12 protein-coding genes are annotated in these 12,259 nt (G+C 56.9%); all 12 read left to right on the plus strand.

What is annotated here, in order from left to right:
* Window positions 1–20 precede the first annotated feature (20 nt).
* The 12 genes from BLV48_RS07220 to mazG all read left to right on the plus strand — a co-directional run bounded on the left by BLV48_RS07220 (window position 21) and on the right by mazG (window position 12,228).
* Window positions 21–1,430, plus strand: a complete 1,410-nt coding sequence (locus BLV48_RS07220; protein WP_309546608.1) for a DegQ family serine endoprotease — start codon at window positions 21–23, stop codon at window positions 1,428–1,430.
* Window positions 1,431–1,563: 133 nt separating this feature from the next.
* Complete coding sequence (gene lepA / locus BLV48_RS07225; protein ID WP_091825252.1) at window positions 1,564–3,363, plus strand: translation elongation factor 4; 1,800 nt, start codon at window positions 1,564–1,566, stop codon at window positions 3,361–3,363.
* Window positions 3,364–3,372: 9 nt separating this feature from the next.
* Entirely contained in the window at window positions 3,373–4,185 is an 813-nt protein-coding gene (lepB, locus tag BLV48_RS07230; protein ID WP_091825255.1) for a signal peptidase I, read from the plus strand.
* Window positions 4,186–4,196: 11 nt separating this feature from the next.
* The gene (locus BLV48_RS07235; RefSeq protein ID WP_091825257.1) at window positions 4,197–4,577 is read left to right on the plus strand and encodes a DUF4845 domain-containing protein; all 381 of its coding nucleotides are present in this window, start codon (window positions 4,197–4,199) and stop codon (window positions 4,575–4,577) included.
* Complete coding sequence (rnc, locus tag BLV48_RS07240) at window positions 4,574–5,260, plus strand: ribonuclease III (RefSeq protein WP_091825260.1); 687 nt, start codon at window positions 4,574–4,576, stop codon at window positions 5,258–5,260. Before BLV48_RS07235 ends, rnc begins: the two co-directional genes overlap by 4 nt.
* The gene (gene era / locus BLV48_RS07245) at window positions 5,257–6,159 is read left to right on the plus strand and encodes a GTPase Era (RefSeq protein ID WP_091825263.1); all 903 of its coding nucleotides are present in this window, start codon (window positions 5,257–5,259) and stop codon (window positions 6,157–6,159) included. The genes rnc and era overlap by 4 nt, the downstream gene beginning before the upstream one ends.
* The gene (gene recO / locus BLV48_RS07250) at window positions 6,159–6,857 is read left to right on the plus strand and encodes a DNA repair protein RecO (RefSeq protein WP_091825265.1); all 699 of its coding nucleotides are present in this window, start codon (window positions 6,159–6,161) and stop codon (window positions 6,855–6,857) included. The genes era and recO overlap by 1 nt, the downstream gene beginning before the upstream one ends.
* The gene (pdxJ, locus tag BLV48_RS07255) at window positions 6,844–7,617 is read left to right on the plus strand and encodes a pyridoxine 5'-phosphate synthase (RefSeq protein WP_091825268.1); all 774 of its coding nucleotides are present in this window, start codon (window positions 6,844–6,846) and stop codon (window positions 7,615–7,617) included. The genes recO and pdxJ overlap by 14 nt, the downstream gene beginning before the upstream one ends.
* Window positions 7,614–7,991, plus strand: coding sequence for a holo-ACP synthase (locus BLV48_RS07260; protein WP_091825271.1), 378 nt, complete (start codon window positions 7,614–7,616; stop codon window positions 7,989–7,991). The genes pdxJ and BLV48_RS07260 overlap by 4 nt, the downstream gene beginning before the upstream one ends.
* A 102-nt stretch (window positions 7,992–8,093) precedes the next feature.
* Window positions 8,094–8,987: a cysteine synthase CysM gene (cysM, locus tag BLV48_RS07265; RefSeq protein WP_091825275.1), complete on the plus strand. Its 894-nt coding sequence runs from the start codon at window positions 8,094–8,096 to the stop codon at window positions 8,985–8,987.
* 167 nt (window positions 8,988–9,154) lie between these two features.
* Window positions 9,155–11,428 (plus strand): GTP diphosphokinase, encoded by a 2,274-nt coding sequence (gene relA, locus BLV48_RS07270; RefSeq protein WP_091825277.1) that lies wholly within the window; start codon window positions 9,155–9,157, stop codon window positions 11,426–11,428.
* Window positions 11,425–12,228 (plus strand): nucleoside triphosphate pyrophosphohydrolase, encoded by an 804-nt coding sequence (gene mazG, locus BLV48_RS07275; protein ID WP_091825280.1) that lies wholly within the window; start codon window positions 11,425–11,427, stop codon window positions 12,226–12,228. Before relA ends, mazG begins: the two co-directional genes overlap by 4 nt.
* Window positions 12,229–12,259 lie beyond the last annotated feature (31 nt).

Below are 12,259 nucleotides of genomic sequence, written 5' to 3' on the forward strand. Positions count from 1 at the left end.
TCGACAAAAGGTGAAAATCAGTGAAAAGCATCAAGATCAGCCTTGGTTTCATGCTTGTCTGGCTTTGTGCCCCTCTGGTGAATGCGGCAGCGTTGCCTGATTTCACAGAACTGGTCGAGGACGCCTCGCCGGCTGTGGTCAATATCAGCACGGTCAGTCGCAGTGAACAATCCCTTTCGACGCCCTTCGGGCACTTTGAATTCCATGGTCCTCAAGGAGAGGATGTGCCCGAAATTTTCCGGCACTTCTTCCGTGACATGCCGCAGCTTCGTGAAGGGCCGCAGCGCAAGGCTCCTCGCTCTCTGGGTTCCGGCTTCATTATTTCCAGTGATGGTTACATTCTGACCAATCATCATGTGATCAAGGATGCTGAAGAGGTGCTGGTGCGCCTGAATGACCGGCGTGAGCTGCAGGCCGAGGTGATTGGCTCCGATGAGCGCACTGACGTGGCATTGCTGCGGATCGATGCACGCGACTTGCCGGTGGTGAAGAAAGGCAGTTCGGCCGACCTCAAGGTGGGTGAGTGGGTTCTGGCCATTGGTTCCCCGTTCGGTTTCGATCACAGTGTTACCGCGGGTATCGTGAGCGCCACCGAGCGCGCATTGGCCAATGAAACCTACGTGCCGTTCATTCAGACCGACGTGGCGATCAACCCGGGCAACTCCGGCGGTCCGCTGTTCAATCTTGATGGCGAGGTCGTTGGCATCAACTCGCAGATTTATACTCGCTCGGGCGGTTTCATGGGGCTTTCCTTTGCGATACCGATCGACGTTGCCATGGATGTGGCGGACCAACTGAAAAACCAAGGGTTCGTGCAACGCGGTTGGCTCGGTGTAATCATTCAGGAGGTTAATCGAGATCTGGCCGAGTCGTTCGGGCTCAAGAAGCCGGCGGGAGCGCTGGTCGCCAAGGTGCTGCCGGGCAGCCCAGCACAATCCGGAGGGCTGCAGGAAGGGGATGTAATCCTCAAGCTCAATGGCAAGCCAGTCGAGCTGTCCTCAGACCTGCCGCCACTGGTTGGCCGTATCAAGCCAGGTCAGACTGCCCGCCTGGAGGTGATGCGTTCTGGCGAGCGTGAGATGGTAGAACTGGTTATCGGGACCATGCCAGATGAACCGCAGCAGACATCACGTTCCGCTGAAAAGCCGGCTGAAACCGGCCGCCTGGGGCTGGTAGTGGCTCCGCTGGAACCATCACTTAAAGACAAGTGGGCCATCAGTTCGGGTGTGATGGTTCAGCAGGTCCAGGAAGGGGCCGGACTCCAGGCGGGCCTGGTACGTGGTGATGTCATCACCATGCTCAATGGCAAGCGTATCGAAACGGTAGAGCAGTTCGAGCAGGTGGCATCCGCTTTGCCGGCAGGGCGCTCCGTCCCCTTGCGTATCGTGCGACGCGGCAGTCCCCTGTTTATTGCACTCAAAACCGAGTGATCCTGAACCCGGGGAGTGCATCGCTCCCCGGGTTTTCCGCTTTTGCCGATGACCTGATCCCCCCTCTTGCGTTAAACTGCGTCCTCTTTAACTGATCTCAGCCACTTTCTGACCGGAGTCGGGTAACCGTATCGTGAGTAAACTGGAACATATTCGTAATTTCTCGATCATCGCCCATATCGATCATGGCAAATCCACCCTGTCCGACCGCATCATTCAGATCTGTGGTGGTCTGAGCGACCGTGAAATGGCGGCTCAGGTTCTCGACTCCATGGATCTTGAGCGTGAGCGCGGCATCACGATCAAGGCGCAGAGCGTTACCCTCGACTACACCGCGAAGGACGGTAAAACCTATCAGCTCAACTTCATCGACACCCCCGGACATGTGGACTTTTCGTATGAAGTGTCACGCTCGCTGTCGGCCTGTGAGGGTGCTTTGCTGGTAGTGGATGCTGCGCAGGGTGTTGAGGCTCAGTCGGTGGCCAACTGCTACACCGCTATCGAGCAAGGTCTGGAAGTGCTGCCGATCCTGAACAAAATGGATCTGCCTCAGGCTGATCCTGACCGTGTGCGGCAGGAGATCGAAGAGGTGATCGGCATCGATGCTACCCATGCTGTCGCCTGTTCGGCCAAGACTGGTCTGGGTGTTGAGGAGGTGCTGGAAGAGTTAGTTCGGGTAATCCCTCCGCCGGAAGGTGATGTGGATGGTCCGCTGCAGGCGCTGATTATTGACTCCTGGTTTGATAACTACCTGGGCGTGGTGTCACTGGTGCGCGTGATACACGGCACCCTGCGCAAAAAAGACAAGCTGCTGGTCAAATCCACCGGTCAGACGCACCAGGTGGATGCAGTGGGTGTCTTTACTCCTAAACGGAAAGAAACCGATCAGCTGCGTGCCGGAGAGGTCGGGTTTATTGTTGCGGGTATCAAGGATATTCATGGTGCGCCCGTGGGCGATACTCTGACGCATTTCAAAACGCCGGATGTACCCAGTTTGCCCGGTTTCCAGAAGGTACAGCCGCAGGTGTATGCCGGTCTGTTCCCGACCAGTGCCGATGACTATGAAGATTTTCGTGAAGCGCTGGACAAGCTGACCCTGAACGATGCCTCCCTGTTCTTCGAACCGGAGACATCCGATGCACTGGGCTTCGGTTTCCGCTGTGGCTTCCTTGGCATGTTGCACATGGAGATCATTCAGGAGCGCCTGGAGCGCGAATATGATCTTGATCTGGTCACAACCGCCCCGACCGTAGTGTACGAGCTTGAGCTGAACAACGGTGACGTGGTTCAGATCGACAGCCCCTCCAAGCTGCCGGACCCCTCTACCGTGCGTGAAATGCGCGAGCCGATCGTGCTGGCCAATATTCTCGTGCCGGACGAGCATCTGGGCCAGGTGATCGGTCTGTGCGTGGAAAAGCGAGGTGTGCAGAAAAACATGCACTTTGTCGGCAAGCAGGTTCAGGTCACTTACGAACTGCCGATGGCGGAGGTGGTGCTCGACTTCTTTGATCGCCTCAAGTCCTGCAGTCGTGGCTATGCGTCGCTTGAATACAATTTTCAGCGGTTTGAAGCAGCCAAGCTGGTGCGTATGGATATCATGATTAACGGCGAGCGTGTGGATGCGCTGGCGGTCATCCTGCACAAGGATAACGCGGTGTACCGTGGCCGAATGCTCTGTGAAAAGATGAAAGAGTTGATTCCACGGCAGATGTTTGATGTGGCGATTCAGGCCGCCATTGGTGGCAAGGTGATCGCGCGAACAACCGTCAAGGCGCTGCGCAAGAACGTGCTGGCCAAGTGCTATGGTGGTGACGTGAGCCGTAAGAAGAAACTGCTGTCAAAGCAGAAAGAAGGTAAGAAACGCATGAAGCAGGTCGGGCGGGTTGAGATTCCTCAGGACGCCTTCCTTGCTGTACTCAAAGTTGATGGCTAGGGCAGGGACATGAATCTGGACTTTTCACTGATACTGGTACTGGTCACATTGTTGACCGGTATCCTCTGGCTGGTCGACACACTGATGTTTGCGCCCCGGCGCCAGGCGGCACTGGCGCAGGCTGAGCAGAGTGCCGGCGCGCCATTGCCGGAGGCGCAACAGGTTAGCCTGATGCGTCAGCCTGGCTGGGCTGACACCTCTCGTTCCATGTTTCCGGTGCTGCTGGTGGTGCTGCTGCTGCGCTCTTTCCTGTTCGAGCCGTTTCAGATTCCTTCCGGCTCCATGTTGCCGACGCTCAAGATCGGCGACTTCATTTTGGTAAACAAGTTTCATTACGGGCTGCGTTTGCCAGTGCTCAATACGAAATTCGTGAGCAATAATGATCCACAGCATGGTGATGTGATCGTGTTCCGCTACCCGGAAGATACCAGTATCAACTACATTAAACGGGTAGTCGGTGTGCCGGGCGATGTGATCACCTATCAGGGCAAGACGTTGTTTATCAACGGTGAAGCACAGCCACAAAGTTTGATCGCACGCCTGCCGCCGGGCAATCCTGAGCAGTTGCTGCTGAGCGAGACGCTGGTGGGTAAGCCGCACCGAATTCACCAGGATATCTATCGACCGATCATGAACGGTCAGTGGGTGGTGCCGGAAGGGCATTACTTTGTTCTGGGTGATAACCGTGATAACAGCAGGGACAGTCGCTACTGGGGCTTTGTGCCTGAAGAACTGCTGGTCGGAAAAGCAACCGCTGTATGGATGCATTGGGACAGCTTTTTCAGTCTGCCCGATTTCAGTGATGTTCGTCGCATTAACTAGAGGATGGAAAGATGAACAACGGAGCTACACACTTTCAGCGCGGAGCCTCATTTACCTCGACTTTGATTGGGTTAATTGTGGCTGGCATCTTCTTTGCCGTAGGGTTCAAGTTGTTTGGTCCTTACTGGGAGCATGCCACCATCAATTCCATTGTGGCCAAGGTCAGCGAGGATCCGGATGAGCTGTCCAAGCCGGTGCGTGAAATCCGTCGTGACTTTGACAAGAAGTTCCTGATCAATCAGGTGTCGTTGCCGAACAAGGACTCACTGCAAGTCACGCAGAAAGAAGGCGTGCTCTATTTTGATTTGGTCTATGAGGTCCGTGTACCGATGTTCTACAACGTCGATGCGCTGGTTAAGTTTGAAGAACACTACGAAGCTGTTAAACCTTGATTAAACCTGCTGCTGAACTGGCCCGAAAACTGGGCAACCCCTGTGAAGATCCCGAGCTGTTTGAGCTGGCGCTGACCCATCGAAGCTGTGGTAAACGCAATAATGAACGGCTGGAGTTTCTCGGCGATGCGATTCTGAGCTTTGTCATTGCCGATGATCTCTATAGGCGCTTCCCGGATGCCCGTGAAGGTCAGATGAGTCGTCTGCGCTCCCGTGTGGTCAAGGGTGAAACGCTGGCCCTTATTGCCCGTGAAATGGCGGTCGGTGACTACCTGCGTCTGGGTTCCGGTGAACTGAAAAGTGGTGGTTTCCGGCGCGACTCCATCTTGGCCGACAGTGTCGAGGCCATTATCGGAGCCGTCTATCTCGATCAGGGTGTGGAAGCTGCCAGAGCGTTCATTCTGCACTGGTTTGGTCCCCACCTGGAGCAGCTGGATCTGAATATTACCCTCAAGGACGCCAAGACCCGATTGCAGGAGTTTCTGCAGTCACGTCGCTCGCAACTGCCTCTGTACGAGCTGGTGTCGGTGGAAGGGGAACCCCACGATCAAACCTTTCATATCCGTTGTGAAATATCATTGCTGGATGCGCCCACCGAGGGGCATGGCAGCAGTCGCCGTCAGGCAGAACAGGAAGCGGCCCGCGCCGCACTGGCGCAACTGGATCAGGAGGCTAGCGCATGAGTGAGTCAACACAGCGTTGTGGTTATGTGGCCATCGTGGGCCGTCCCAATGTGGGCAAATCGACCCTGCTGAACCGCATTCTGGGGCAAAAACTGAGCATTACCTCGCGTAAGCCACAGACGACCCGGCACCAGATTCTGGGTATCAAGACCGAGGACGATCTGCAGGTGGTGTACGTGGATACACCGGGGCTGCACAAGGATGACAAGGGTAAGGCGCTCAACCGCTTCATGAACCGTACCGCCTCCGAGGCGCTACGGCATGTGGATCTGGTTGTGTTCATGATTGATCGTACCGCCTGGACCGAAGAGGACCAACTGGTACTCGACAAGCTGGAGCACCTGCACTGCCCGGTGATTCTGGCGGTCAACAAGGTTGATCAGCTTAAAGACAAGGAAGCCCTGCTGCCACAGCTTGAAGAGCTTGCGGCCAAACGCCACTTTGACGTGATTATCCCGATCTCGGCTGAGAAGGGGCACAATGTCGAACGCCTTGAACAGGAAGTCGAATCGCGTATCCCTGAGGGCGTGCATCTGTTCCCGGAAGATCAGATTACGGACCGCAGCTCCCGCTTTGTGGCTGCCGAACTGGTGCGTGAGAAGCTGATGCGCAATCTGGGCGAAGAGGTGCCCTATGGCACCACGGTCGAGATTGAAGAGTTTAAGCATGATGGTCGTGTACTGCATATCAGTGCGCTGATTCTGGTTGAGCGCGAAGGCCAGAAACGGATCGTAATCGGTGACAGCGGGTCGGTGATCAAGACCATTGGTCGTGATGCCCGTATCGATATGGAAAAAATGTTTGATACCAAAGTCATGCTCAACCTCTGGGTCAAGGTCAAGCGGGGCTGGTCCGATAATGAACGGGCACTGCAGAGCCTCGGTTACAGGCATGAGTGATGAGCCAGCGGGTCGATGCGGCGGCCGCCTATGTCCTGCACAGCCGGCCCTATCGTGAAACCAGCCTGCTGGTTGATCTGCTGACGCTGGAGCATGGCAAGGTCAGCGTGGTTGCACGAGGTGCCCGCAAACCGGGCTCTCGCCTGCGTTCCACGCTACAGCCGTTCCAGTCGCTGCAGGTTGGCTGGCAGGGGCGTACCGATCTTAAAACCCTGCGTATGGCCGAGCCGGTCGAATCCCTGCTGATGCTGCAGGGTAAGGCGCTGCTGTGCGGACTGTATCTGAATGAGCTGCTGCAGCGTCTGTTGCGCCCGTTTGACTCTCACCCCCGGCTATTCGTCTACTTCCGTTATGCACTCAATGAGTTACGGCTGGGGCAAGACCTTGAAGGCGCATTGCGCACCTTTGAACGCCAACTGCTTGAGCAGCTGGGGTTTGCGCTGGATACTCGTTCACTTCAGCCGGGGCTGAGCTATCGCCTGGATCCGGAGCGGGGGCTGATCGTCTGTAATCGGGCGGATGCCTATCCGGCCGAACACCTGCAGGCCATTGCCGAAGACCATTATGATGATCCTGCAGTACGGCGCAGTGCCAAGCGCCTGATGCGGAACCGACTTTCACCACTATTGGGAGACAGGCCTCTGCGCAGTCGCGAGCTGTTTCTCAAGCGCAAGGGAGTACAAGATGACCGAGCCTGATCGCCTGCTGCTGGGCATCAATATTGATCACATTGCCACGCTGCGTCAGGCGCGTGGTACCCGTTATCCTGATCCGGTACAGGCGGCTGCACTGGCGGAGGAGGCCGGAGCTGACGGCATTACCGTGCACCTGCGTGAAGATCGGCGTCATATTCAGGACCGTGATATCCACCTGTTGGCGCAGACCCTGCAAACCCGTATGAACCTGGAAATGGCCTTGACCGAAGAGATGATGCAGCTGGCCGAGGCGGTACGTCCTGCCCATGTCTGTCTGGTGCCTGAGAAACGAGAAGAGCTGACGACCGAGGGTGGGCTGGATGTGATCGGGCAGGAGTCCCAGATCCGCGCCGCGTGCATGCGTCTGGCCGATGCGGGCTGTGAGGTCTCTCTGTTTATCGACCCCGATCCGGCCCAGATTGATGCCGCCGTACGTTGTGGTGCGCCGGTCATTGAGCTGCACACCGGAAACTACGCCGATGCGCAAACCATTGTTGAGCGCAGTGAAGAGTTGGAACGCTTGAAAACCGCTGCCCGCCATGCCTGGCAGCAGGGGCTGGTGATCAATGCAGGGCACGGGCTGCACTATCACAACGTGGAGCCCGTGGCTGAAATTCCAGAGTTGAATGAACTCAATATCGGACACGGCATCATCGCTCGAGCGTTGATGGTGGGGCTGAAGCCAGCCGTGGCCGAGATGCGCCAGCGCATGATGGAGGTACAACAAAGGGTTCAATCAAGGCGTGATGCCCTGCGCTCATGATCTACGGGATCGGCACCGACATCGTCGAGATTGATCGCATCCGGCAGGCGCTGGTTAGAACGCCACGCCTGCCGCTTCGGATTCTCACGCCCGAGGAGCTGGACGCATTCAATAAGAGCGTGCGCCCGGAAGTATTCCTGGCGAAACGTTTTGCAGCCAAGGAAGCGGCCGTAAAAGCACTCGGAACCGGAATAGGACGCGGCATCAGCTGGCAACACTTTTCTGTTCAGCATGACGCGCTGGGCCGACCTTTGCTGAAACTGGCGGGAGCGGCCGAAACGCTGGCCTGTGAGCAGGGCATCAGCCGCTGGCATCTGTCTTACAGTGATGAACAGGCCTTGGTGGTGGCCTTTGTGGTAGCTGAAACCGGCTGAGATTGCCGTTGTTCATGCGCCCTGATATTATTCCGACAATATTAGTCAGGAATAAATAATCTGGCTGTTATATCTATATTGAAGCACTGCTCAGGAGCATTCATGGCCATTGATTATCCAACCATTGCCGATTACGTCGGTCACACGCCGCTGGTCCGTCTGCAGCGTATCCCGGTGGCCAATGGCAACACCCTGTTGTGTAAGCTGGAAGGCAACAACCCGGCAGGCTCGGTCAAGGATCGCCCGGCACTGAGCATGATCGAGCTGGCCGAAGCCCGTGGTGATATCCAGCCGGGTGACTGCCTGATTGAAGCGACTTCCGGTAACACCGGTATTGCGCTGGCAATGGCCGCCGCGATCAAGGGCTATCAGCTCAAACTGATCATGCCAGCCAATATGAGTTCTGAACGCAAGGCAGCGATGAGCGCCTATGGTGCCGAGCTGATCGAGGTAACTCAGGCCGAGGGTATGGAGCGTGCCCGTGATCTGGCCCTGGATATGCAGGCGGCAGGAGAAGGCAAGGTGCTGGATCAGTTTTCCAACGCCGACAACCCCGAGGCTCATTATCGCAGCACCGGCCCAGAAATCTGGCAACAGACTCAGGGTACCATCACCCATTTTGTGAGCTCCATGGGCACGACCGGTACCATCATGGGCGTGTCGCGCTACCTGAAAGAGCAGAATCCAGAAATCCAGATTGTTGGCCTGCAGCCGCAGGAGGGATCGCAGATTCCCGGTATCAGGCGCTGGCCTGAAGCCTACCTGCCCAAAATTTTTGAACGCAGCCGCGTAGACCGAGTGATCGATATCTCTCAGAAGCAGGCAGAAGAGACTATGCGCGCACTGGCGCGTCGAGAGGGCATTTTCTGTGGCGTGTCCTCCGGTGGCTCTGTTGCAGGTGCCCTGCAGCTGGCCGAGGAAGTTAGCAACGCGACCATTGTGTGCATCATTTGTGACCGGGGCGACCGCTACTTGTCCACCGGTGTGTTTGGCTAGAGTTAACCATTAGTCACATACGGTGAAAATCGGTCAGGGAACTTGCTCGCGCTGAGCGGTCTTAGGGACTAGAATGTGGCTCCATCCTGAGGGTGAGTCACTGTTGCCGGCACTGGCCCGCCTTCCAGTAATGGTCGCCGGAGGCAAGACAGGAGTGGCGTTCAGCCATGGTGAAGGTTCGAGAAGAACACCCGATACGAGAAGATGGTACCGTTGATCTGGACCTCTGGTTGCTGCGTCTGCAGCAGCAGGTGGAAGTCAGCGATATCGACCAGATCCGTCAGGCGTGTCTGCTGGCCAAGCAAGCAAGGGCTGCGGTTGCCGAGTCGGATGACGACTGGTCTCACAACACGGTTGGCAGTTTTCGTACCGGGCTGGAAATGGCCCAGATTTTGGCGGAGCTGCAGCAAGATCAGGAAACGCTGATTGCGGCGATCCTTTACCGCGCAGTGCGTGAGCGCAAGCTCAGCCTGGGGCGAGTGCAGGAGCAGTTCGGTGAAACCATCGCGGGCCTGATCGACGGGGTATTGCAGATGGCTGCCATCGGCAGCCGCAAGAATCCGCGCTCGGATGATGGTGTTCTCGGCACCAAGATTGCTCAGATCGATAATGTCCGCAAGATGCTGGTGGCGATGATTGATGATGTGCGTGTTGCACTGATCAAGATCGCCGAGCGTACCTGCGCCATTCGAGGCGTTAAGGACGGTGACCGCAAGAAGCGCTATCTGGTGGCGCGCGAGGTGTTCGACATCTACGCGCCATTGGCACACCGGCTTGGCATTGGTCATATCAAGTGGGAGCTTGAAGACCTTTCCTTCCGCTACCTGAAACCCAACGACTACAAGCATATTGCACGTTTGCTTGATGAAAAGCGTCTCGATCGCCAGCTGTTCATCAACCAGGTGGTGGAGCTGCTGCGCAGCCGGCTGGACGATGCCGGTATTGCCGGTGACGTGATGGGACGCGCCAAGCATATCTACAGTATCTGGCGCAAAATGCAGCGCAAGAATATCGACTTCAGTCAGGTTTATGATGTACGTGCCGTCCGCATTCTAGTGCCTGAAATTCGTGACTGCTACACCGTGCTGGGGATTGTGCACGGCCTTTGGCGCAACATTCCGCACGAGTTTGATGACTACATCGCATCACCCAAGCCCAACGGCTATCGCTCACTGCATACGGCCGTGTTCGGTCCGGAAGGCAAGGTGTTGGAAGTACAGATCCGTACCTTCGCCATGCATGAAGAAGCGGAGCTGGGCGTGTGTGCTCACCACCTTTACAAGGGCACGGATACCCAGGCCCGTGGCGATGGCTATGAAGAGAAAATCGCCTGGCTGAGGCAGGTGCTAGAGTGGCATGACGACTTGGGTGATACCGAAGCGCTGGGTGATATGTTGCGCGGTGATGTGGTGCAGGATCGGGTCTATGTCTTTACACCCGATGGCCATGTGATCGACCTGCCGCAGGGCGCTACGGCGGTCGACTTCGCCTACCGTGTGCATACCGAAGTCGGGCACCGTTGCCGGGGTGCGAAGGTCAACGGACGCATTATTCCGCTCAACAAGGCGTTGAAAACCGGTGATCAGGTCGAAATCATGACCTCCCGCGAGGAAGCGCCACGACGTGACTGGCTCAACAGCAACTACGGCTTTGTGACCACCTCTCGTGCACGTGCCAAGGTAGCGCACTGGTTCAAGCTTCAGGCCAAGGAGCAGAATGCCGAAGCGGGGCGAGATATTATTCTGCGTGAATTCCGCCGCCTGGCGCTGGATCCGCACACGATCGACCTCAGCGATATTGCGCGAGCACTCAACTATAAAACCTCGGAAGACCTCTGCGCAGCTCTTGGCGCTGGCGACCTGCGCCTGTCGCAGATCATTCATGAGGCCCAGCGTCAGGTTGAGCCTGATCGGCAGGAATCCCAGCTGGACCTAGCGCTGCCGACCAGCCAGTCGGCGAAGGAACCCCGCAGCGGTGGCAGCGGCATCAACATACAGGGGATTGGCAACCTGCTGACCACCCTGGCGACCTGCTGCAAACCGGTGCCCGGTGACCCGATCATGGGGTACATCACCCAAGGGCGGGGGATCTCGATTCACCATGAGGACTGTCTCAACCTGATGGGATTGCGTGAAAACGAACCGGACCGGGTGATCAGTGTCGACTGGGGTGACGAACACGAGCAGACTTACCCGGTGGATATGATCATTGAAGCGTTTGACCGCCCGGGTCTTCTGCGCGATGTGATGCTGGTGCTGAGTAACGAGAAACTCAATATTCTGGCGGCCAACACCCTGACTGATCGCAAGAACAACATGGCGCGTCTGACACTGACTGTTGAGATTCCACGGCTTGAGCGACTGGGCCGGCTGATGGACAAGATCAATCAGGTGCCCAACGTCCTGGACGTACACCGTGAACGCAGCGGGGCCGGGCGATGAGCTACAGTCTTGATGACCTCATCCGACTGATGGATGCCCTGAGGGAGCCCGATTCAGGCTGCCCCTGGGATCTGCAGCAGACCTTCGCCAGCATTGTGCCGCATACGCTGGAAGAGGCTTACGAAGTGGCCGACTGCATCGAGCGGGAAGACTGGGAGCACCTGCGTGACGAACTGGGTGATCTGCTGTTTCAGGTGGTGTTCTATGCTCGCCTCGCGGACGAGCAGGGCTGGTTTGACCTGCATCGCATCATCGATCAGCTGGTGACCAAGTTGATTCGTCGTCACCCACATGTGTTCCCGAACGGCAGTCTGAACTCCGCCGGTGTTGACGCCATCGCCGTGGAACAGGTCAACCGCAACTGGGAAACGATCAAACAGCAGGAGCGAGAGGCCAAATCCCGCACCGGTGTGCTGGATGATATTCCTGTTGGCTTGCCTGCTCTCAGCCGTGCCGCCAAACTGCAGCGCCGTGCGGCGCGGGTTGGCTTTGACTGGCCGGATACTCAGGGCGTACTGGACAAGATAGAAGAGGAAATTGCCGAATTGCGCGAAGCGCTGGCGAAAGGTGATCTGGACAATGCCCGTGAAGAGATCGGTGACCTGCTGTTTGCGCAGGTTAATCTGGCACGGCACCTTGAAATTGACCCCGAACAGGCAGTGCGTCACACCAATGCCAAGTTTGAACGTCGCTTCCGTCATGTGGAATCACGCGTAGCCGACAGTGGCCAGGTGTGGGAGCAGCTGAGTCTGGATCAGCTTGACCACTGGTGGGAGGAAGCCAAGCAGAAGGGGCTTTGATACCTTCGTTCGTTGCTGTGCAATCATACCA

The sequence above is a fragment of the Marinobacterium iners DSM 11526 genome (assembly GCF_900107855.1).
In the GTDB taxonomy this organism is placed as follows: domain Bacteria; phylum Pseudomonadota; class Gammaproteobacteria; order Pseudomonadales; family Balneatricaceae; genus Marinobacterium; species Marinobacterium iners.